18 protein-coding genes and 1 pseudogene are annotated in these 21,261 nt (G+C 55.9%); 11 read left to right on the forward strand and 8 right to left on the reverse strand.

The features are described from left to right. The first annotated feature begins 148 nt into the window (after positions 1 to 148). From guaB to AC2FLX_RS02550, 3 genes are all read left to right on the forward strand, one after another. The gene (guaB, locus tag AC2FLX_RS02540; protein WP_480750966.1) at positions 149 to 1,597 is read left to right on the forward strand and encodes an IMP dehydrogenase; all 1,449 of its coding nucleotides are present in this window, start codon (positions 149 to 151) and stop codon (positions 1,595 to 1,597) included. 105 nt (positions 1,598 to 1,702) lie between these two features. Next, on the forward strand, positions 1,703 to 2,875 hold the full coding sequence (locus tag AC2FLX_RS02545) for an RsmB/NOP family class I SAM-dependent RNA methyltransferase (RefSeq protein ID WP_496811268.1): 1,173 nt from the start codon (positions 1,703 to 1,705) through the stop codon (positions 2,873 to 2,875). A 111-nt stretch (positions 2,876 to 2,986) separates the two neighbouring features. Then, on the forward strand, positions 2,987 to 5,266 hold the full coding sequence (locus AC2FLX_RS02550) for an ATP-binding protein (RefSeq protein ID WP_496811272.1): 2,280 nt from the start codon (positions 2,987 to 2,989) through the stop codon (positions 5,264 to 5,266). Positions 5,267 to 5,287: 21 nt separating this feature from the next. On the opposite strand, the gene AC2FLX_RS02555 is transcribed toward AC2FLX_RS02550, so the two are convergent. After that, entirely contained in the window at positions 5,288 to 5,722 is a 435-nt protein-coding gene (locus AC2FLX_RS02555; RefSeq protein WP_480750968.1) for a gamma-glutamyl kinase, read from the reverse strand. A 352-nt stretch (positions 5,723 to 6,074) separates the two neighbouring features. On the opposite strand from AC2FLX_RS02555, the gene recA reads away from it, so the two are divergent. From recA to AC2FLX_RS02575, 4 genes are all read left to right on the forward strand, one after another. After that, entirely contained in the window at positions 6,075 to 7,142 is a 1,068-nt protein-coding gene (recA, locus tag AC2FLX_RS02560; protein WP_480750969.1) for a recombinase RecA, read from the forward strand. Positions 7,143 to 7,321: 179 nt separating this feature from the next. Continuing rightward, positions 7,322 to 9,994: an alanine--tRNA ligase gene (alaS, locus tag AC2FLX_RS02565; RefSeq protein WP_496811266.1), complete on the forward strand. Its 2,673-nt coding sequence runs from the start codon at positions 7,322 to 7,324 to the stop codon at positions 9,992 to 9,994. A gap of 1 nt (position 9,995) precedes the next feature. After that, on the forward strand, positions 9,996 to 10,283 hold the full coding sequence (locus AC2FLX_RS02570; RefSeq protein WP_480750971.1) for a DUF1330 domain-containing protein: 288 nt from the start codon (positions 9,996 to 9,998) through the stop codon (positions 10,281 to 10,283). 319 nt (positions 10,284 to 10,602) lie between these two features. After that, positions 10,603 to 11,157 carry a transglutaminase-like cysteine peptidase gene (locus tag AC2FLX_RS02575; RefSeq protein WP_480750972.1) on the forward strand — a complete coding sequence of 185 codons (555 nt, stop codon included), beginning with the start codon at positions 10,603 to 10,605 and terminating at the stop codon, positions 11,155 to 11,157. A 66-nt stretch (positions 11,158 to 11,223) separates the two neighbouring features. Here AC2FLX_RS02575 and AC2FLX_RS02580 read toward each other — a convergent pair whose 3' ends face one another. The 7 genes and pseudogenes from AC2FLX_RS02580 to AC2FLX_RS02610 all read right to left on the reverse strand — a co-directional run bounded on the left by AC2FLX_RS02580 (position 11,224) and on the right by AC2FLX_RS02610 (position 17,236). Continuing rightward, positions 11,224 to 11,961, reverse strand: a complete 738-nt coding sequence (locus tag AC2FLX_RS02580; protein ID WP_496875372.1) for a hypothetical protein — start codon at positions 11,959 to 11,961, stop codon at positions 11,224 to 11,226. A gap of 594 nt (positions 11,962 to 12,555) precedes the next feature. Beyond that, a complete protein-coding gene (gene typA / locus AC2FLX_RS02585) occupies positions 12,556 to 14,373 on the reverse strand; it encodes a translational GTPase TypA (RefSeq protein WP_496811264.1) in 1,818 nt (605 codons plus the stop codon). A 76-nt stretch (positions 14,374 to 14,449) separates the two neighbouring features. Continuing rightward, positions 14,450 to 14,785: a DMT family transporter gene (locus AC2FLX_RS02590; RefSeq protein WP_496811263.1), complete on the reverse strand. Its 336-nt coding sequence runs from the start codon at positions 14,783 to 14,785 to the stop codon at positions 14,450 to 14,452. Between the two features lie 392 nt (positions 14,786 to 15,177). Continuing rightward, a complete protein-coding gene (locus AC2FLX_RS02595; protein WP_496811271.1) occupies positions 15,178 to 15,798 on the reverse strand; it encodes an HD domain-containing protein in 621 nt (206 codons plus the stop codon). A gap of 75 nt (positions 15,799 to 15,873) precedes the next feature. After that, positions 15,874 to 16,341 (reverse strand): annotated as a pseudogene (locus tag AC2FLX_RS02600) (HD domain-containing protein); the annotation flags it as partial. Next, positions 16,338 to 16,583 carry a hypothetical protein gene (locus AC2FLX_RS02605; RefSeq protein ID WP_480750980.1) on the reverse strand — a complete coding sequence of 82 codons (246 nt, stop codon included), beginning with the start codon at positions 16,581 to 16,583 and terminating at the stop codon, positions 16,338 to 16,340. The gene AC2FLX_RS02605 and the pseudogene AC2FLX_RS02600, both read right to left, overlap by 4 nt. Next, positions 16,583 to 17,236, reverse strand: a complete 654-nt coding sequence (locus tag AC2FLX_RS02610) for an alpha/beta hydrolase (RefSeq protein WP_480750982.1) — start codon at positions 17,234 to 17,236, stop codon at positions 16,583 to 16,585. The genes AC2FLX_RS02605 and AC2FLX_RS02610 overlap by 1 nt, the downstream gene beginning before the upstream one ends. A gap of 177 nt (positions 17,237 to 17,413) precedes the next feature. Here AC2FLX_RS02610 and iscR point away from each other — a divergent pair, with 177 nt between their 5' ends. The 4 genes from iscR to AC2FLX_RS02630 all read left to right on the forward strand — a co-directional run bounded on the left by iscR (position 17,414) and on the right by AC2FLX_RS02630 (position 21,239). Next, positions 17,414 to 17,872, forward strand: a complete 459-nt coding sequence (iscR, locus tag AC2FLX_RS02615) for a Fe-S cluster assembly transcriptional regulator IscR (RefSeq protein WP_480750984.1) — start codon at positions 17,414 to 17,416, stop codon at positions 17,870 to 17,872. Between the two features lie 91 nt (positions 17,873 to 17,963). Next, complete coding sequence (locus AC2FLX_RS02620; protein ID WP_496811262.1) at positions 17,964 to 19,043, forward strand: cysteine desulfurase family protein; 1,080 nt, start codon at positions 17,964 to 17,966, stop codon at positions 19,041 to 19,043. Between the two features lie 18 nt (positions 19,044 to 19,061). Continuing rightward, positions 19,062 to 20,582 carry a Fe-S cluster assembly protein SufB gene (gene sufB / locus AC2FLX_RS02625; protein WP_480750986.1) on the forward strand — a complete coding sequence of 507 codons (1,521 nt, stop codon included), beginning with the start codon at positions 19,062 to 19,064 and terminating at the stop codon, positions 20,580 to 20,582. 51 nt (positions 20,583 to 20,633) lie between these two features. Then, positions 20,634 to 21,239: a hypothetical protein gene (locus AC2FLX_RS02630; RefSeq protein ID WP_496811405.1), complete on the forward strand. Its 606-nt coding sequence runs from the start codon at positions 20,634 to 20,636 to the stop codon at positions 21,237 to 21,239. The last annotated feature ends 22 nt before the right edge of the window (positions 21,240 to 21,261 follow it).

Genomic DNA, 21,261 nt, shown 5'->3' on the forward strand with positions numbered 1-21,261 from the left:
TTTCGCACCTTACCGTCAAAAATGATGCGCGTAGGACTCGCCTTTTTCTGTACCCCAATTTCCGCGGATCTGTGAGCTGGGGCTTTCCCTTGCCCGGAAACCATGCAATAGGGTCACCGCCAAACGGGGTTTTGCATGGGGTTAGCAAATGCAGATTCGTGAGGCTCTCACCTTTGACGACGTTCTTCTGGTTCCGGCGGCTTCTTCCGTGCTGCCATCCACCGCCAATACGGCAACGCGCGTGACACGCGAGATCAGCATGAACATTCCGCTGCTCAGTTCCGCCATGGACACGGTGACCGAATCGCGAATGGCGATTGCCATGGCCCAGGCGGGCGGCATTGGCGTGATTCACAAGAATCTGGGCGTCGAGGAACAGGCGCGCGAAGTAAGACGGGTCAAGCGGTTCGAATCGGGCATAGTATACAACCCTGTCACGCTTCGGCCGGATCAGACATTGGCAGATGCCAAGGCCTTGGTGCAGCGTTACAATTTCACGGGTTTTCCGGTGGTTGACGAAAAAGGCCGCGTAGTTGGCATTGTCACCAACCGGGACATGCGTTTTGCCACGTCCGATGACACGCCAATTCGGGTGATGATGACCTCGGACAACCTGGCGATGCTGCGCGAGCCGGCGGATCTGGAAGAAGCCAAGAGTCTGATGAAGGCGCGGCGGATCGAGAAATTGCTGGTCGTGGACGGCAATGGCAAACTCACGGGTCTTTTGACCCTGAAAGACACGGAACAAGCGGTTCTGAACCCTACCGCCTGCAAGGACCGTCTGGGGCGGCTTCGGGTTGCTGCAGCCTCGTCTGTAGGAGACACGGGATTCGAGCGATCCGAAGCGCTGGTCGACTCGGGCGTCGACATTATCGTGGTGGACACCGCGCATGGCCATTCGGCGGGCGTGATCGATGCGGTCAAACGCGCCAAGACCTTGTCGAACGAAGTTCAGATCATTGCCGGGAACGTTGCGACGGCGGATGCGGTGAAAGCGCTGATTGATGCGGGCGCCGATGCTGTCAAGGTTGGCATCGGGCCGGGATCCATCTGCACCACGCGTATGGTGGCCGGTGTGGGCGTTCCGCAGCTGACGGCCATCATGGATTGTGCCGAAGCAGCCGGAGACGTGCCTGTCATCGCTGATGGTGGTATCAAGTTTTCCGGGGATTTTGCCAAGGCCATTGCGGCCGGTGCATCCTGTGCCATGGTCGGATCGATGATCGCGGGCACTGACGAAAGCCCCGGCGAGGTGATCCTGTATCAGGGCCGATCGTTCAAATCCTATCGCGGTATGGGAAGCTTGGGCGCCATGGCGCGCGGTTCGGCCGACCGGTATTTCCAAAAGGACGCAGCTAGCGACAAACTGGTACCTGAAGGGATCGAGGGTCAAGTGCCCTACAAAGGATCGGCGAGCGCGGTCATTCACCAACTTGTAGGCGGGTTGCGGGCCGCCATGGGGTACACGGGCTGCGCCAATGTCGAGGAAATGCGCAGCAATTGCCAGTTCGTCAAGATCACCGGTGCGGGCCTCAAGGAAAGCCATGTTCACGACGTTCAGATCACCCGCGAGAGCCCGAACTATCGTATAGGTTAATCGTTTGGCGGGACTTGGCCTTGCGGCAGCCCTGCCATGTTCGGCTTTTGCAGGTGGACCAGTCGAGGCAATGCGTTTCAACGCGAAACCAAACCGGACTTTGTTATGATACCTGCCGCCCGTATTCAGGCCTCTATCGAAATTCTTGACGAGATTCTGGCTGGAACACCGGCCGAGAAGTCTCTGACAGGATGGGCGCGGCGCAGTCGGTTTGCGGGATCGAAGGACCGGGCAGCGATCCGCGACCATGTTTTTGACGCACTGCGCTGCAAAAGATCCTTTGCAGCGTTAGGAGGGGCTGAAACAGGGCGTGGACTTATGATCGGCCTGATCCGGGCCGCCAGTGAAGACCCGACAGACCTTTTTACTGGCGCGCGGCATGCTCCTCTGCCTGTCGGTGAAAATGAAACCGGGTGTACACCTGCCCCGGGTGGCGAGGAAAACGACCTGCCCGACTGGTTGTGGTCGCGGTTTCAGGACAGTCTGGGTGACGAAGCACAGGCCGCTGCACAGGCGCTGCGCCATCGCGCGCCGGTTCATCTGCGAGTGAATCGCCTAAAGTCCGATTTGCCACAAGCGGTCGAAGTACTGGCCAGGGACGGGATCGAAGCTCGTTCGCATTCCGCGTGCGACACCGCGCTGGAAATTGTCTCGGGTGCACGGCTAGTCGCAAAAAGCCGCGCTTTTCTGGATGGCCTGGTCGAGCTTCAGGATGCCGCCAGCCAAGCGGTTGTGGCGTCTCTTCCTCTGCGCCCAGGACTGAAGGTGCTGGATTATTGCGCCGGGGGGGGCGGCAAGTCGCTTGCCTTAGCTGCGTCTCGCGGCGTTTCGGTGTTCGCCCATGATATCTCACCAGTCCGAATGAGCGATATCCCCGCGCGCGCGCAACGCGCTGGCGTTGATATCACCTTGCTGGATGGCGTGAGTGTCGCCGCCAATTCACCTTATGATATCGTTCTGGTTGATGCTCCGTGCTCGGGCAGCGGATCGTGGCGTCGTGCACCCGCCGGGAAATGGGCCTTGACACCAGAACGACTGACCGAACTGTGTTCTATTCAACAAAGCATCCTGTCGAAGGCTTCGGTGCTTGTTTCAAATGGTGGACTGCTGGCCTATGCAACCTGCTCCATGTTGCGTGAAGAAAATCAAGAGGCGGTGGGCGCCTTGGTCAGGCAAAACCCACAGTGGTCCAGAGTGTTCGAAAAACTATGGTTGGTTTCCGAGGGCACTGATGGGTTCTACACTGCGCACTTGACGCAGAATAGCGCCTCCAGATAACAACTACAGGCGGAGTAACGCATTAAGTTGGGATTAACCCCGGTTGCGCGTAATACCCGGACCAATGACATCAAACGGAGTGTCTCAGTGTCTGCAACCGCCAATCCGGCAATGCCGGTCCGTCACCGGAGTGTCACGAAACCATGGCGTCGTATGGCGTTGTTCGCCTGTATCGTCGTTGTGCTTGTTTCGGCTTTGGCTGGCGACATGACTGATGGCGTAACTCGAGGTTTGTATGCTGTGGGCCTGTCGCTGTCTGCGGTTTTGGTTCTGTCTACCATTCGAGAGTGGATCCTTGATCGTCGCGCAAAGCTGGTTGACGAACTCGTTTCCTCCTATCTGCACAGCGATACGTCTCCTGGCATTATCACAGATTCCCGAGGATGCGTGCGTTTCGCGAATGCCGCTGCAAAGGCAAGTTTCAATGTTGACGATCATGGTAGTCTCGATGTTTTGCTGCGAAGTTTTTTTCCGTCTCCGGCGGCCGTTCTGTTGCGGCTGCAATCTGTTGCGCAAAGGAAGGGAGTGGCACAAGATGAGCTCGTAACCGGTCGCGGAATTATCAAAATATCGGCCCAGCTTCTTGGAAAAGACACGTATTTGTGGAGGTTGACCAGTGTTCCGGGGGGCGACAGTTTTAGCGGCGATGATTTTGAGGGTCTGCCGATGGTAACGGTAGGGAGATCAAACAGGATCCAGTTTGCAAATGAAGCCGCACACAATCTATTTGGATTCGCACCCGGCAATCTGAAGCAAGTTATTGCCGAGCAAGACATCCGACCCGGGTCCATTGTCAAAGTTCAAAGCAAAACTGGAATGGTACCGGTGGCCATCGCTGAAATTCGCAAAACAATTGGCAGCAGAAAAATCGCACTCTGCCTGTTAGGACCTGAAGTGTTCATGGCTCCGGCGCCATCATTCAATGATCTGCCCGTTCCGCTGATGCGTCTTTCAGCCCAGGGAGAAGTGCTTGAGACGAACCCACTTGCCGATGAATTGCTTGGTTGCACGCCCCAAGACGGGACCACTGTTGAGCAGATCATGCATGGGCTTGGTCGCCCGATCAGGGACTGGCTGCGCGAAACAATCGAGGGATCGGTCAAACCTCGGTCAGAATTCTTGCGCCTGAGTCGACCGGACAGGGAAACGTTTGTGCAAGTCACGCTTAGCAAGGTGGTTCGCTTCGGTGAAACAAGCTTGATTGCGGTTCTCAACGATGCAACTGAACTCAAGACACTTGAGGCGCAGTTTGTTCAAAGCCAGAAAATGCAGGCGGTCGGGCAATTGGCCGGCGGGGTCGCGCATGACTTCAATAACTTGCTGACTGCGATTTCGGGGCATTGCGACCTTCTGCTTCTGCGCCACGATCAGGGCGATCCCGACTATGGCGACCTTATTCAGATCAACCAGAACGCCAATAGGGCCGCTGCTCTGATCGGCCAATTGCTGGCGTTTTCGCGAAAGCAGACCTTGCGGCCCGAGACGCTGGACATGCGCGATACACTGTCCGATTTGATCCATTTGCTGAATCGGCTTGTCGGCGAAAAGATCACGCTGACCCTCAGTCATGACCCGGTTCTGAAGCCCGTTCGTGCGGACAAACGCCAGTTGGAACAGGTCTTGATGAATCTGGTGGTGAATGCGCGCGATGCCATGCCGAAAGGTGGGGAGATTCGGATTGAAACCGAAGTTGTCGCGTTCGATCAACCACTGAAACGCGACAGGGCAGAGATGCCGATTGGTGAATACGTATCCGTCAAGGTTATAGATGAAGGCGTCGGGATAGCCGCGGACAAGCTGCCAAAAGTATTCGAGCCGTTTTATACCACAAAGCGAACTGGCGAAGGTACTGGCCTGGGCCTTTCAACGGTATATGGGATCGTCAAGCAAACTGGCGGTTTCATATTTGTTGACAGCGTTGAGGGCAGGGGATCCGAGTTTACTTTGTATCTGCCGGTTTGGCATGAGGTTGAAGTTATTGAACCTAGAGTGTCGGATTCCAACACCGTTCCCATTCCAAAACATGGGGAAGGCGTGGTTTTGCTGGTGGAGGACGAAGCGTCGGTCCGCGCTTTTGCGTCACGCGCACTGAGAATGAGAGGTTATACCGTACTTGAAGCGGAAACGGGTGAAGAGGCGCTTGCCGTGTTGGCAGAGGGCGAAGTCCTCGTGGACATCATCGTCACGGATGTTGTGATGCCCGGGATGGACGGTCCGACCTGGGTAAAAAAAGCATTGAAAAACCGGCCGGATGTCAGGGTCATCTTTGTTTCGGGATATGCTGAAGGTGCATTTGGCGAAACAGAGCCGGAGTTTGCACATTCCGTGTTCCTGCCAAAACCGTTCTCGCTAAATCAGTTGACTGAAACGGTTTTTCAGCAGCTGAACTAGGTTTTGTGGCGACAAGGTTTGTCAAAGTGCCGATTGGTAAAGGTCGAAATCATCTGCGTACCTGTGGCGTAGTTGCCGTTCAGTCTCTTCGGTAAGAACCAATGGCATTGGAGGGGACGCGTTCTCGCGCGGCAACTCCAACCTGATCTTAAGCCGGTTCTCCAGAAACTCGATAATCTGGCTCTGGTGATCGTATTTGAACACATGAGAAACATTGACGCCACCCGCCCGGGGAGTGAGGAATTTGGCCTGGCTGCCAACTTGGGCGAAGGCCGGCTGATCATTGCTTCTCAGGTAGCCGCGGACGAAACTGTCGAAATCGATTCCACTGGTCGAGGTGGGTTTGCCGTCTAGAAATGGGCGGCGGCGGTATCGGTACCAGCTTCCCAGCCAGTCGACCGGCTCGCGAACGACCGCCATGACTTCAAGGTCGACGTCGAAAAGCTTCGCAAACATGCTGTTAAAAAAACGATCATACCTGCGAAGGGGGGCGTGCTTCAACTCGGGAGGTCCCGAAACGACGATATCCGCGTGATCCTTCAAAGCCGCGTGGTATGCTGTGGTCCCCGTTTTCGGAACCGACAAAAGGACAAGGCGTTCTTTATAGAAAACAATCATTTATCTTGCGTTCTTCTTTTGGATTTCACGGTCAGAGTGCCGTAAAGGGTTCTTTAATACAATTGGATAAAGCTTCAATTAAGAGATTTGAGTTGAAATGTTCTCTTTTTGGTCCCATAAGGAACAAGAGGCGAACAAAGCAGCGATTGCCGCCCGCTCAAGGGTGTGACAAAAGGAAAGCGACAGGACAATGGCGGATCTTCTGACGATGAGCAGCAAGCAAAACGCGGACAAGCAAAAAGCGCTGGACAGCGCCCTGGCCCAGATCGAGCGTCAATTCGGTAAAGGATCGATTATGAAACTGGGCGGCGACAATGCGTTGCCGGAAATCGAGGCCAGCTCAACCGGCTCTCTGGGTCTGGATATTGCGCTTGGTATTGGTGGCCTGCCGATGGGCCGTATCGTGGAAATCTACGGCCCGGAAAGCTCGGGCAAGACAACTCTCACGCTGCACTGCATTGCCGAACAACAAAAGCGGGGAGGGGTGTGCGCCTTCGTGGATGCTGAACACGCGCTTGATCCGCAATATGCCCGCAAATTGGGCGTTGATCTGGATGAGTTACTGATTTCGCAACCCGACACAGGTGAACAAGCGCTGGAAATAACCGATACATTGGTGCGCTCGGGCGCGGTCAACATGGTTGTTGTCGACTCGGTTGCGGCCCTGACGCCGAAATCTGAACTGGAAGGCGACATGGGTGACAGCAGCGTGGGCGTTCAGGCCCGGTTGATGAGCCAAGCCATGCGCAAGTTGACAGCGTCAATCAGTCGATCGAATTGCATGGTGATCTTCATCAACCAAATCCGGATGAAGATCGGCGTTATGTTTGGCAGCCCGGAGACCACGACAGGTGGTAACGCCCTGAAATTCTACAGCTCGGTGCGCCTGGACATTCGCCGTATTGGTGCCATCAAGGACCGGGATGAAGTTGTCGGCAACCAGACCCGGGTGAAAGTCGTCAAGAACAAGGTTGCGCCGCCCTTCAAGCAGGTTGAATTCGACATCATGTATGGCGAAGGCATTTCGAAGATGGGCGAATTGCTGGATCTGGGCGTCAAGGCCGGGGTGGTTGAGAAATCCGGGTCGTGGTTCAGCTATGGCGACGAACGGATCGGCCAGGGGCGGGAGAATGCCAAAACCTATCTGCGTGAGAATACCCGCGTTGCTCTGGAGATCGAGGACAAGATTCGTGCGGCCCACGGCCTGGAGTTCGACATGGCGTCCGATGGGGACGAGGACGATATTCTCGAAGCGTGACGATAGCCTGCGAAACAGCAAGAGTATCACTTTCGCGTCGGTCTGGATAAAGTGAAACATGGCAAGGCGATCCGATCGGGTCGCCTTGTTTCGTTTGCCGCATCCTTGCGCTGTGGACTATCGTTCGGGACGTCGCTAAACCATCACAGAACCAAACAAATGCGCGTCGAGAGAGCCACATGCCCACGCTGAACGAGATCCGCTCAACCTTTCTGAACTACTTCGCCAAACAGGGACACGAAGTCGTGGCATCAAGCCCGTTGGTTCCGCGAAACGATCCGACCCTGATGTTTGTCAATTCGGGCATGGTACAGTTCAAGAACCTGTTCACCGGCGTCGAATCCCGAGACTACAAGCGCGCCACGACAGCACAAAAATGTGTACGGGCCGGGGGCAAGCACAATGACCTCGACAACGTAGGGTATACTGCACGGCACCACACGTTTTTCGAGATGCTGGGCAACTTTTCCTTTGGTGACTATTTCAAGGCCGAGGCAATTCCTTTTGCCTGGGACCTGATCACCAAGGATTTCGGTATCGATAAAAACCGGTTGTTGACTACGGTCTATCACACCGATGATGAAGCTTTTGAAATCTGGAAAAAAGTCGGTGTTTCCGAGGATCGGATCATTCGCATCGCGACCTCTGACAACTTCTGGCAGATGGGGCCGACCGGCCCCTGCGGTCCGTGCACCGAGATATTTTATGACCACGGCGATCATATCTGGGGTGGCCCGCCGGGCAGCGCCGACGAAGACGGGGACCGCTTCATCGAGATCTGGAACATCGTGTTCATGCAAAATGAGCAGTTCGAGGACGGCTCGATGCGCGAACTCGACATGCAGTCCATCGATACTGGAATGGGGCTGGAACGGATTGGGGCACTGCTGCAAGGCAGCCACGACAATTATGACACCGACCTGTTCAAAACTCTCATCGAAGCCTCCGCACATGCCACCAATGTCGACCCCTATGGGGATCAGAACGTGCACCATCGGGTTATCGCGGATCACTTGCGTTCCACCTCTTTCCTGATTGCCGATGGCGTGATGCCCTCAAACGACGGTCGGGGGTATGTGCTGCGCCGTATCATGCGCCGGGCCATGCGCCATGCGCATCTATTAGGGGCGAAGGATCCGGTCATGCACCGCCTGGTACCGACGCTGGTCCAATTGATGGGTGCGCAATACGGTGAACTTGGTCGCGCGCAGGCCTTGATCGAAGAGACTCTGCTTTTGGAAGAGACGCGGTTCAAGCAGACGCTTGATCGCGGCTTGAAACTGCTGGACGATGAGTTGGCTAGTTTAGCGGCGGATCAGCCGTTGCCCGGACAGGCGGCATTCAAACTGTATGATACTTATGGCTTTCCGCTCGACCTGACGCAGGATGCGTTGCGTGAAAAAGGCCGTGCGGTGGATACCGAAGGCTTTGACGCAGCCATGGCAGAGCAGAAGGCCAAGGCGCGCGCGGCCTGGGCCGGTTCGGGTGAATCTGCGGATAATGCAGTGTGGTTCGACGTTCTGGATTCTGTCGGAGCCACGGATTTCCTTGGGTATGAGACTGAAATTGCTGAAGGCCAAATCATGGCCTTGGTCGTGGATGGTGCGCTGGTCGGAAAGATCAACGCAGGCGAGTCCGGTTGGATCATTGTCAACCAAACGCCCTTTTATGGCGAGGCCGGGGGGCAGATTGGGGACACCGGTATCATTCGCAAGATCGATGACCGAATTCAGGCTGCGACAGTCAAGGACACAAGGAAATTCGCTGATGCGAAGGTCTATGCACATCTTGTGACGGTCGACGGGGGCATGATGGCAAAAGGCGATGCTGTGGAACTGGAAGTCGACCATGCTCGCCGCACGGCAATACGCGCCAACCACTCGGCCACGCACCTGCTGCATGAGGCGCTTCGGGAAACACTTGGCGATCATGTGGCACAACGAGGCTCTTTGAATGCGGATGACCGTCTGCGGTTCGATTTCAGCCATTCCAAGGCGTTGACCGATGCAGAGTTGACCAAGGTCGCTGCCGAGGTGAACAGCTTTATCCGGCAAAACACCAAGGTCGAAACCCGTATTATGACACCTGACGATGCCCGCGGGATCGGAGCCCAGGCATTGTTCGGCGAAAAGTATGGTGACGAGGTTCGCGTGGTGTCGATGGGACGAGCGGAAACCGGCAAAGGCCAGGACGGGCAGACTTATTCCATCGAGCTTTGTGGCGGCACGCATGTCAAACAAACTGGCGATATTGGCACATTCGTGCTGCTTGGTGATAGTGCATCATCGGCGGGCGTGCGGCGGATCGAGGCTCTGACCGGAGCGGTCGCTTTTGAGCATCTGACCCGGGAGGCCACCACGCTTGCCGAAGTGTCGGGAATGTTGAAAGCGCGGTCGGCGGAAGTTGCCGATCGGGTCAAGTCCCTGATGGATGAACGCAAGGCGCTACAGAACGAGGTTGCCCAATTGCGCCGGGAACTGGCTATGGCCGGTGGCGCAGGTCAGGGCGGTGGTCAGGAGGCGCGCATTGTCAACGGCATCCGTTTCGTTTCACAAGTTCTGTCTGGTGTGTCAGGCAAGGACCTGCCGTCACTGATAGACGAGCATAAACAGCGGATTGAGACCGGTGCCGTGTTGCTGATCGCAGATGCCGGTGACAAGGCGGCGGTGGCTGCCGGGGTGACCAATGATCTAATCGGTAAAGTGTCAGCGGTGGATCTGGTGCGCGCGGCGGTTGCTGAACTGGGCGGCAAGGGTGGCGGCGGTCGTCCGGACATGGCGCAGGGTGGCGGCAAGGACACCACAAACGCGGATGCGGCCATAAAGGCAGCTGAACAGGTAATTGGAGGATAGGATGGGAGCTCTCTGGATTGCGCATGTCACGGTGACAGACACCGAAGCCTACGGCAAATACGCGGAACTTGCGGGTCCTGCGATCGCCAAGCATGGTGGCAAGTTCATTGCCCGCGGCAGCCGATATGTACAACTGGAAGGAAAGGAAAGACCACGGAATGTTGTGGCGACCTTTCCGTCGCTTGAGGCTGCTGTGGAGTGTTACAACTCGACAGAGTACCAACAGGCGTTGAGCCACGCGCGGGATGCATCCGAGCGTGAGTTGCTGGTTGTCGAGACGACCGAGTAACAAAGGAAGCAATCAATTTTCCTGAGAAAAGCCCGGCCGTACGCCGGGTTTTTTTGTTTTCGGACTAGGACCGGCGGGTTTCTGCCTGTCCAGAAATCACCCCATATCAGCCACATTCCGTTTCGGATTTCCGCCTTTTTTCGGGTTCAGCACTAGGGGCAGTCGTATCGACACTGTCCAAGGGCGCCACATGCATTGCTAAAACCCTTGGATAGAGCTGTTGCGACTACACCGTTCTGACTTAATCCGAGGTGTCGCCATGCTGCCATGTGGTCGAAAACCCATCGTCTTTTCGTTCCGCCGCCTTCAGCAGACCGCAATGGGAGCTCTTCTTACGGTTGTTGGTATCACCACTGGGACTGGTGCCATCGCCTTGGAGAATACCTATCTCAACGTATCCGTTTCGTTTCCCGCTCCGTCGGGAGCAAAAGACTTGTGTGAAACCTACTCGTGGGCCTGCGCGACCGTCGCAAATGCAACTGTGCCGAACGGGCAAGAGTTGAGACTGGTAAGTGACGTAAACAGCCGCGTTAATCGAACGACGCGCACGATTGAAGACCAGACACAGTATCGCAAGGCTGAAGAATGGGCTCTTCCGACGTCCAGGGGAGGCGATTGTGAGGACTTTGCCCTTTTGAAAAAGCATGAACTAATCCGATTGGGTCTTGATCCAAGGAAGCTTCTTCTTGCAACGGTGCTGGACACGCGCCGAAATTCACACGCTGTGCTGGTTTATCGGTCAGTGAGCGGGGATTTGGTATTGGATAACCTGACGAACCGGATCAAACCCTGGCGCCAAACTGGATATGTGTTCCTGCGAATGCAGGACCCAAGGCAACCACAGAAATGGGTGGCAATAAACAACAGTGGATAAAAAAGCGCGCCTTGGCGCGCTTTTTCGAGTTCGGTTTGTAATTGGAATATGTGAGGCCGGTGGCGATCAGCGTTTCGAGCCACCATTTCCATTGCCGCCGGCATTTCCGTTTCCGTTACCGCCAGCGTTCCCATTTCCGTTGCCGTTACCGTTGCCGTTGCCACTGCCGTCGCCAGATTCGTCGTCATTGGCTCCGTGACCTTGACCGGGGCTAGACCCTTCGCTGCCATTGCCGCCGCCGTTGTTTCCTTTGCCTCCGCCAGTGTCACCACCGGTATCGCCACCAGTATCACCACCGGTATCGCCACCAGTATCACCGCCGGTATCGCCACCAGTATCACCACCGGTATCGCCACCAGTATCACCGCCGGTATCGCCACCAGTGTCACCGCCGGTATCGCCACCAGTATCACCGCCGGTATCGCCACCAGTGTCACCACCGGTATCGCCACCAGTGTCACCACCGGTATCGCCACCAGTGTCACCACCGGTATCGCCACCAGTGTCACCACCGGTATCGCCACCAGTGTCACCGCCGGTATCGCCACCAGTGTCACCACCAGGGTTACCGCCGGTGTCACCACCGGGATCGCCGCCGGTGTCACCACCGGGATTGCCGCCGGTGTCACCACCGGGATTGCCGCCAGTGTCACCACCGGGGTTGCCGCCGGTGTCACCACCGGGATTGCCGCCGGTGTCACCACCAGGGTTGCCTCCAGTGTCACCACCGGGGTTTCCGCCCGTGTTTCCGCCAGGTGTGCCGCTGGTATCGCCACCAGATGGGGTACCTCCGCCTCCGAACATTGATGATCCGTCGCCGTCACCACCTTCAAGGGAATTTCCTACCGACGCTGTTGGGAAGTCGACTAGCACAGCAGCGAAACTTGGGCAGGCGTTAGTGGTACGGGCAAGTATGTCTTCAAAATCAGACCGCTTTTGAAGGTAACGGAGCATCCGCGCCTCGACGACACCACACGAACACAGCGTTTCGGTGGATACCGAGTTCTTCGCGGTATTCAGTGTGCATCGTTCGCCGGCTGCGAAGCTGGTCGAAGCAATCGCTGAAATTGACGATGTCGCCAAGATCAGTGGAATAAGACGTGCCCGCGTTTTCATTTTGTACTCCAATCACTCTGTCCAAAATCAAGTCCCTTCCATCGGGCACATGATCGCCTCAAAGAGGCCAAAACATAATCTAGCTTTCGCCATAAAGTTGCCCCAAAGGCAAGGTTGAAAATTCTTAACGATCGTGTGAGGCTTTCAATTTTTCCAACAAAAATGGGCCCTGCGAGACGCGTAGATCTCGAGGGCCTTTGGTGTGAGTTGTCTTCTAATTGAATGAAATCAGAAGATTTTGAGTGGATTGTTGATTGAAGTCAGCTTGATTTTTTTCAGCATTCAGGCTGATTTGGCCATCCTTTTTCGTTCATGCGGATCAAGGAAGCGTTTTCTCAGGCGAATGGCATTGGGCGTGACCTCGACCAGCTCGTCGTCGTCGACATAGGCAATGGCTTCTTCGAGCGAAAACTGAATATGGGGCGTCAGTCGTACGGCGTCATCCGAGCCAGACGCCCGGACGTTGGTCAGCTTCTTGCCCTTGAGCGGGTTGACCTCAAGATCGTTGTCGCGGGAATGCTCCCCGATGATCATGCCTTGATAGACATCCGCCTGGGGGCCAAGAAACATGCGTCCGCGTTCTTCGAGGTTCCAAAGTGCATAGGCCACCGCCTGACCATTTTCCATTGAGATCAGAACGCCTGCGCGCCGACCCGGAATCGGACCCTTGTGAGGCGTCCAGCCGTGGAAGACCCTATTTAGAACGCCCGTGCCGCGTGTGTCGGTAAGAAACTCGCCGTGGTATCCGATCAATCCGCGTGATGGGACATGCGCGATGATGCGCGTTTTGCCAACGCCCGCCGGGCGCATCTCGACCAGTTCGCCTTTGCGGGCGCCTGTCACCTTCTCGATCACGGCACCCGAGTATTCGTCATCGACATCAATGGTGACTTCTTCGATCGGTTCCAGTCTCTGGCCATCTTCATGACGAAACAGGACCTGCGGGCGGGAAATGCTGAGTTCGAATCCTTCTCGACGCATGTTTTCGATCAGTACGCCCATCTGCAATTCGCCACGACCGGCTACTTCGAAGGCTTCACCGCCGGGGGTGTCGGAAACTTGAATTGCGACGTTGGATTCAGCCTCTTTCATCAGGCGGTCGCGGATCACACGGGACTGAACCTTCTTGCCGTCCCGTCCCGCCAGCGGAGAGTCGTTAATGCCAAACGTTACCGAGATTGTCGGCGGATCGATGGGCTGGGCCGGAAGTGCCTCGGTCACTTGTGGCGAGACCAGAGAGTCGGCGACGGTCGCCTTGCTCATGCCCGCAATTGTGACAATGTCACCAGCTTCGGCTACATTGATCGGTTGTTGGCTGAGGCCGCGAAAGGCGAGGATCTTGGAGGCACGGAAGTTCTCAATGAGCGCACCATTGCGGCTCAGCGCCTTCAGGGTTTCACCGGCCTTGAGTGTACCGCTTTCGACACGACCCGTCAGAATGCGCCCGATGAAGGGATCGTTGCCCAAAGTGGTTGCCAGCATGCGGAACGGCTCGCCCTTGTGCGCCGCCTGTTTCGGAGAGGGAACGTGGTCAATGATCAGATCGAACAGCGCCGACAAATCCTTGCGCGGCCCGTCCAGTTCCACATCTGCCCAGCCAGATCGGCCAGAGGCATACATGGCCGGAAAATCAAGCTGGTCGTCGTCAGCGCCCAGATTCGCAAACAGATCGAAACATTCGTCAAGCGCGCGGTCAGGTTCGGCATCGGGTTTGTCGACTTTGTTCAGAACGACGATCGGACGCAGGCCGAGCGCAAGCGCCTTGGACGTCACGAACTTGGTCTGCGGCATTGGGCCTTCGGCGGCGTCGACCAACAGTACAACGCCATCGACCATGCTCAGGATACGCTCCACTTCGCCGCCGAAATCGGCGTGGCCAGGGGTGTCAACGATATTGATCCGGGTGCCCTTCCATTCGACCGAGGTCGCCTTGGCGAGGATAGTGATACCGCGCTCGCGCTCCAGATCGTTGCTGTCCATGGCGCGTTCGGCCACGGCCTGATTCTCCCGGAATGCGCCGGATTGTTTGAGCAGCTCGTCGACAAGAGTCGTCTTGCCATGGTCAACGTGAGCAATGATCGCGATATTGCGAAGGTCCATGAGAGGTCAGCCTTTGAACGGAAAGTTGCCGCGCGCATAGCGCGGCAGGACACAAGATACCAGCCCAAACGCGCCGTCAGTGGCTTGTGGACTGCGAAAAAAGATGAATCACCAATATTCCGATGATGATCAGGCTTAGTCCAGCAATGGCGGGCCAATCGAGTTTTTGTCCAAATGCAACGAAGCCGATCAGAGCAATGAAAACGATTCCCAAGCCAGACCAGATAGCATAAACGATTCCCACTGGCATCACCTTGAGAGTCAGCGCCAGAAAATAGAAGGCGATCCCATAGCCGATAACGACCAGAACAGAAGGCCACAGGCGCGTGAACTGCTGACTGGCTTGCAGGGCCGTCGTTCCGATTGTTTCGGCCATCACGGCCAGAAGGAGGATCAGGTAGGCTTTGGGCATCTAAACGAAACCGTTCTCGTCACGTTGGTCAGTCGTTGAACACAATGAAGGTTTCCACCGCAAGAGAAATCGAAGGTGGTGCCACGCACCCTAGGTTAACGCGGGGTCAGGGAAACCGGACTAGCGGCGAATGCCGGCAAGGTGTATCTGACGGGTTATTGGTGAGTTCAAATGTTGATGAGTTTTCAATGACTGCTTTTGCAAAAAAGATCATTTTGATTTCGGCCGTAATAGTGGCGCTTGGGTGGCTTGCAGACGGGGGGTCCGTCGACATAGATGCAGCCAGAAATGTTGAGCGAGTGGCTAGTGTGCCGGTATAGACAGCGCTACCGAGGTCAGGAAAAGGGGCTTAGAGGCCCCTTTTCCACTTGTGAAAGAACCCAGAACGGATTTCAGTTCACGGGTTCGATCACATCGAAGAACAGTTTCAGCTGAGGTTGCAGCCATTGCCACAATTCCGGCGCACCGCGCTTTACCGGATATCCGACCCGGGATTCTAGTTGATCAAAACTGACCTGATATTCGATCCACGTGCCGCCGCCGTTTTGAAGGTTTGCAATAGGGGTTTGAATTCGGTCAACCGCTTTGCCGAACAACGCGTCCGGTGTTTCGGCGTTTTCGAATTCAAGCCAGAGATCGGTAAATTCCTCTTTTTGCGCAGAAGGCAGGAGGCCAAACAGACGTGCGGCCGCGGCCATTTCTTTTTCGGCTTGGGCCGCATGATCAACCTGACCGTGAATAGGGTGGTCTCCAGCATCGATTTCGACAATGTCGTGCAGCAATAGCATGCGCAGAACCCGATCAATCCTAACTTCGGGGTGGGCATATTCTGCCAGCACCCATGCGTAGAGCATGATGTGCCACGAGTGTTCCGCAGAATTTTCGCAACGGGAGTTGTCCAAGAGCCTGGACGCCCTGTTGACCGATTTCAATTGATCAGCGTCCACGAGAAAGGGCAGACGGCTGGAAAAAGAAGAGGAGTGATCGGGCTGTGAACCGTTCAGCAAATCCATTGCGTGCCGGTAGGCTTCGGGAAACTCGTGACGCAGATAGGCCGCTCGCCCGCCGTTCAGATTCTCCCGTACGATCCCCATGTGGTCGGGCCGCGGGACCGGAGCGCAAAGAACCTGAAACAGCGGCTGGCACCTGTCCAAGCGTTTGGCGAAGCGGGCGTCAAGCGTTTCGTCTGCCTCGAATTCGTTCCAGAGCGACAAGAACACCGCTTTTTGATCCAAAGGAAGCAAACCAAACAAAGATTCGGCTGCCGCGCGTTCCTTGATTGCCACAGACTCCCAATCTGTTTCCAAATGAATGGGATGATCGCCAACTTCAACTTCCACAAGATCATGCAAAAGCAACATCCTGATGACCCTGTCTATGGACACCCCAGGTTCTGCAATTGGGGAAAAGACCAAGGCCCACAAGGCAAGGTGCCAACTATGCTCGGCAGAGTTTTCAGGACGAGACAGATCAAGGAGAGCATTCGCGCGTTCGACCGTTTTCAACCTGTCCGCCGCTTTTAGAAAGTCGATCTGCGCGGACAGGCGTTCGGTCATTGCTTTTCCTTGGCTTGCGCCTTGTCTCTGAACTTCGACAGTTTGCCGATCAGAAATTGCCGTGCCTTACGTTCAGCCATGCGTACGCGAATTTCGGTTAGAAACGCCTCTTCGAGAGTTTGGGAAGCCGCCCCCAATACCGCGCTGACCTCCATGAACAGGCGGTCCTCATTGGTTTCATCCATCACTTTCATCGTATCCTCGGCCAGTTTTGCGGCCAGCGTTTCAACGCTCGAAGACATCAGCGGGTATTTTCCGTCAGGCGGCGTTTTACGTAGTCGGACACGTCGGTGATCAACGTGTCCATATGCTGATCCTGGAAAAAGTGATCGGCACCCTCGACTTCGGTATGGGTGATGGTGATCCCTTTTTGCTCATGCAGTTTGTTCACCAGGGAAGTCGTATCTGCGGGAGGCGCCACGCGGTCCGACGTGCCGTTGATGATCAATCCGGAAGACGGGCAGGGGGCCAGGAACGAGAAATCATACATGTTCGCGGGCGGTGAGACGCTGATGAAGCCGGTAATTTCCGGGCGGCGCATCAGGAGTTGCATGCCGATCCACGCGCCGAAAGAGAATCCGGCGACCCAGCAATGTTTCGAATTGTTGTTCATGGACTGAAGATAGTCCAGCGCCGACGCCGCGTCGCTCAATTCTCCGATACCTTGATCATATTCGCCCTGGCTGCGGCCAACGCCCCGGAAATTGAAGCGCAGAACGGTGAACCCCATGTTGTAAAAGGCATAGTGCAGGTTGTAGACAACCTTGTTGTTCATGGTTCCGCCAAATTGCGGATGTGGATGCAGCACGATGGCAATCGGTGCGTCTTTTTCCTTTTGCGGGTGGTAACGGCCTTCCAGGCGGCCTTCGGGTCCGGGAAAAATCACCTCTGGCATGTGTGCTTTTGTCCTGTCTGTTTTCATGCGGCGCCGGGATATTCTTGACGGTATTCGTCGGGCACCTTAGAGCGGTTCTAATTGTCGGGCGTTGCATTGCGACGCTGTCAGTGGGAGATACGCACTGGCCGCGAGAAGGTCAATGATTTCGCGCATGTCAGGCTGAGAGGAAAGCAAATGAAACTGTCGACCAAGGGTCGTTACGCGATGGTGGCGCTCGCGGATATTGCACTTCAGCCGGCAGATGCACTTGTTACGCTGGGTGAGATTTCCGACCGCCAGGACATTTCCCTGCCTTACCTCGAACAGTTGTTCGTCAAACTTCGCCGCGCCGATCTTGTCGCCTCCGTTCGCGGTCCGGGTGGGGGATACAGGTTGGCGCGTCCTGCATCGAAAATCCGGATCGTCGAAGTCCTGGCTGCCGTCGACGAAACCGTCGACGCAATGCACAAAGGGGCAGGCGCATCCGGTGCGTCTTCTGGTAGTCGGGCACAATCGCTGACGAACCGCCTGTGGGAGAGCCTGAGCGCGCATGTCTATGTCTTTCTGCACCAGACGCGGTTGTCCGACGTCATCGAAAACGAACTTGCCCCTTGTCCCGCGGTTCCGAGCCTGTTTTCGGTTGTCGATGACTAACTGGCAGTGGCGTGACTTTGGTCAATTCCCGCCGCATTGACTTTGGCTATCCGCGCCCGACATCCTATCTGCCGCTAGAAAAGATGCATCCATGAAACGTGTTTATCTCGACCACAACGCCACAACGCCGCTTCGCCCAGAAGCGCGCGAGGCAATGGTTTCGGCGATGGACGTGTGTGGCAACCCTTCTTCTGTCCATGCGGAAGGTCGCGCTGCGAAAGCAATGGTTGAAAGGGCGCGGGTGCAGGTTGCCGAGGCGGTTGGGTGTCGGCCGAAAGAGGTGGTTTTCACTTCCGGGGCGACCGAAGCAGCGCAAGTTTTGGCCCAACGTCCGCCGGAGTGTGACGTTTTTGTAGACAGCACCGCTCATGATGCTCTCTGGTCGCACTTTGACCTGTCCAACGTTCAGGAGCGGCCTTTCGGCCCCGGACATACATTGGCCATGGGGTTGGCGAATTCCGAGACGGGAATCATTACCGATCCGCTTCCAAAGGTCGAAGGGCAATGGCCTTATGGAGCGCGTCGCGCCGATTGGCTGTTGCTGGATATCACGCAAGCGGTTGGGCGAATTCCGTTTTCCTTTGCTTGGAGTGGCGCCGATATGGCTATCCTGTCGGCGCACAAGATTGGCGGGCCTAAGGGAGTAGGGGCGTTGATCCTGCGGCAAGGCCTGGATATCGAACCGATCTTGACGGGCGGAGGTCAGGAGATGGGGCGACGTTCGGGGACAGAAAATGTCATTGGAATTGCCGGTTTCGGTGCCGCAATAGAAACCGCTGTCAGGGAACTTGCCGATGGAACATGGGGGCAAGTCGAAAAACTTAGAAACATTCTAGAAACTTGCCTTGTGGAATCGGCAAAAGAGACTATTTTTGTCGGGAAAGATGAGCGGCGCTTGCCCAACACATCCTGTATAGTTACCCCCGGCTGGAAAGGGGAAACGCAAGTGATGGCATTGGACTTGGCCGGCTTTGCCATTTCGGCGGGCTCGGCGTGTTCCAGTGGCAAGGTCAAGACCAGTCGGGTTTTGGCGGCGTTGGGATACAGCAAGGTCGAATCGGCAAGTGCCATTCGGGTGTCCCTAGGCCCGCAAACGACGGAAGATGAAATAATGCGCTTTGCCGAAACATGGCTGAAGCTGCACAAGAAATATCGCACCCGCGCGGTGTGAACAGACAAGGAGAGGGCCATGGCGGCTTTGGACCAGACGCAGGTCAAAGATGGTGTCGACCAGGAAACCGTAGATGCGGTGCGCGAGGTCGGAACCTACAAGTACGGTTGGGAAACCGAGATCGAGATGGAATACGCACCCAAGGGTGTAAATCCAGATATCGTGCGTCTGATTTCAAGCAAGAATGACGAGCCGGATTGGATGACCGACTGGCGCCTGGCTGCGTTTGAACGCTGGTCCAAACTGGAAGAACCAACCTGGGCCATGGTCAAATATCCTGAAATTGATTTTCAGGACCAGTATTACTATGCCCGCCCTAAGTCGATGGAAGTAAAGCCCAAATCGCTGGATGACGTTGATCCCAAGCTGCTGGCCACATACGAAAAACTTGGAATTCCTTTGAAAGAACAAATGATTCTTGCGGGTATTGAAGGGGCCGAAAATGCGCCGGCCGAAGGCCGCAAGGTTGCGGTGGATGCCGTTTTCGACTCGGTTTCCGTGGGTACCACTTTTCAGGATGAACTAAAAAAGCATGGAGTGATCTTTTGCTCGATTTCCGAGGCGATCCGTGAACATCCTGAATTGGTGAAGAAATACCTTGGCTCGGTTGTGCCGGTATCAGACAATTTCTATGCGACGCTGAATTCAGCCGTGTTCTCTGACGGCTCGTTCGTCTATGTGCCGCCAGGCGTCCGGTGCCCTATGGAACTGAGCACCTATTTCCGTATCAACGCAGAAAACACCGGCCAGTTCGAGCGCACGCTGATCATCGCGGACAAGGGCTCTTACGTGTCCTATCTGGAAGGCTGCACTGCTCCTCAGCGTGACACCGCACAACTGCATGCTGCTGTTGTAGAGATCATTGTGGAAGAGGACGCCGAAGTAAAATACTCGACCGTTCAAAACTGGTATCCTGGCGACGAGAATGGCAAGGGCGGAATCTACAACTTCGTGACAAAGCGCGCGGATTGTCGGGGCGATCGCTCCAAGGTGATGTGGACGCAGGTGGAAACCGGCAGTGCCGTGACGTGGAAATACCCATCTTGTATCCTTCGCGGCGATGACAGCCAGGGTGAATTCTATTCGATCGCGATCACCAACAACTATCAGCAGGCCGATACCGGAACCAAGATGGTGCATCTCGGCAAGAATACCAAATCGCGCATTGTCTCCAAGGGTATTAGCGCGGGTCATGCCCAGAACACCTATCGCGGGCTTGTTTCGATGCATCCCAAAGCAAAGAACAGCCGGAACTACACGCAGTGCGACAGTTTGCTGATTGGGGGCAAGTGCGGCGCGCACACGGTTCCCTATATCGAAGTTCGTAACAATTCCTCACGCTGCGAGCACGAGGCGACCACATCCAAGGTGGACGACGACCAGTTGTTCTATTGCCGCCAGCGCGGCATGGACGAGGAAGCAGCCGTTGCACTGGTTGTGAACGGTTTCTGCAAGGACGTCCTGCAGGCATTGCCGATGGAGTTTGCCATGGAAGCGCAGCAGCTTGTCGCGATTTCTTTGGAAGGGTCGGTGGGTTAAACGAAGTCTTCGATCCCGACGGCGCCGCTCGCAAGATCAAGGAATGGATGCGTGACACTTCAGCCGCTTCAATCAGAACGCCCGCAGCTCATCCTGCCTCGGGACGAGGCGGATGCGTTGCGGTTGGCCTATGGCGAAGCGGATGTCATCCTTGAATACGGTACCGGCGGGTCCACGGTTTTGGCATCGGAGCTTCCCGGCACCCATATCACGTCGGTTGAAAGTGACCGGGCATGGGCGCGGACCGTGCAGGACTGGATTGATCAAAACCCACCCGCATTGGGAAGCACCGTGCAAATCATCTGGTCGGATATCGGGCCGACGGGCGATTGGGGGCATCCCGTGACGGATGAGGCTTGGAGACGGTTTCCCGGTTATGCGCTGGATGTTTGGACCCGTCCAGGCTTTCGTCACCCCGACGTCGTGTTCGTCGACGGCCGGTTTCGCATTGGCTGCGCCTTGGCAACGGCGTTCAACATCGAGCGGCCCGTTACCCTGATCTTTGATGATTACGCGAACCGAAAATGGCACCGACAGGTCGAGGAGTTCCTTGGCGAGCCGGAGGTCATCGGCAGGCTTGGAGTATTTGAAGTCAATCCGACGCCGATCCCGGCAAACCGGTTGAAGAAAATCTTTCATTTCATGACCAAAGCTTGAAGACAGAACGAAAATCACACGC

The sequence above is a fragment of the Ruegeria sp. YKSF57 genome (genome assembly GCF_059612585.1).

Coding starts and splice junctions, on each gene's coding strand:
- AC2FLX_RS02555 (WP_480750968.1), bottom strand. CDS start 5,722: ATGTTTGCGAAGCTTTTCGACGTCGACCTTGAAGTCATGGCGGTCGTT.
- AC2FLX_RS02610 (WP_480750982.1), bottom strand. CDS start 17,236: ATGCCAGAGGTGATTTTTCCCGGACCCGAAGGCCGCCTGGAAGGCCGT.
- AC2FLX_RS02620 (WP_496811262.1), top strand. CDS start 17,964: ATGAAACGTGTTTATCTCGACCACAACGCCACAACGCCGCTTCGCCCA.
- recA (WP_480750969.1), top strand. CDS start 6,075: ATGGCGGATCTTCTGACGATGAGCAGCAAGCAAAACGCGGACAAGCAA.
- AC2FLX_RS02580 (WP_496875372.1), bottom strand. CDS start 11,961: ATGTTCGGAGGCGGAGGTACCCCATCTGGTGGCGATACCAGCGGCACA.
- AC2FLX_RS02575 (WP_480750972.1), top strand. CDS start 10,603: ATGGGAGCTCTTCTTACGGTTGTTGGTATCACCACTGGGACTGGTGCC.
- typA (WP_496811264.1), bottom strand. CDS start 14,373: ATGGACCTTCGCAATATCGCGATCATTGCTCACGTTGACCATGGCAAG.
- AC2FLX_RS02595 (WP_496811271.1), bottom strand. CDS start 15,798: ATGGATTTGCTGAACGGTTCACAGCCCGATCACTCCTCTTCTTTTTCC.
- sufB (WP_480750986.1), top strand. CDS start 19,062: ATGGCGGCTTTGGACCAGACGCAGGTCAAAGATGGTGTCGACCAGGAA.
- AC2FLX_RS02605 (WP_480750980.1), bottom strand. CDS start 16,583: ATGTCTTCGAGCGTTGAAACGCTGGCCGCAAAACTGGCCGAGGATACG.
- guaB (WP_480750966.1), top strand. CDS start 149: ATGCAGATTCGTGAGGCTCTCACCTTTGACGACGTTCTTCTGGTTCCG.
- AC2FLX_RS02570 (WP_480750971.1), top strand. CDS start 9,996: ATGGGAGCTCTCTGGATTGCGCATGTCACGGTGACAGACACCGAAGCC.
- AC2FLX_RS02550 (WP_496811272.1), top strand. CDS start 2,987: ATGCCGGTCCGTCACCGGAGTGTCACGAAACCATGGCGTCGTATGGCG.
- iscR (WP_480750984.1), top strand. CDS start 17,414: ATGAAACTGTCGACCAAGGGTCGTTACGCGATGGTGGCGCTCGCGGAT.
- alaS (WP_496811266.1), top strand. CDS start 7,322: ATGCCCACGCTGAACGAGATCCGCTCAACCTTTCTGAACTACTTCGCC.
- AC2FLX_RS02590 (WP_496811263.1), bottom strand. CDS start 14,785: ATGCCCAAAGCCTACCTGATCCTCCTTCTGGCCGTGATGGCCGAAACA.
- AC2FLX_RS02545 (WP_496811268.1), top strand. CDS start 1,703: ATGATACCTGCCGCCCGTATTCAGGCCTCTATCGAAATTCTTGACGAG.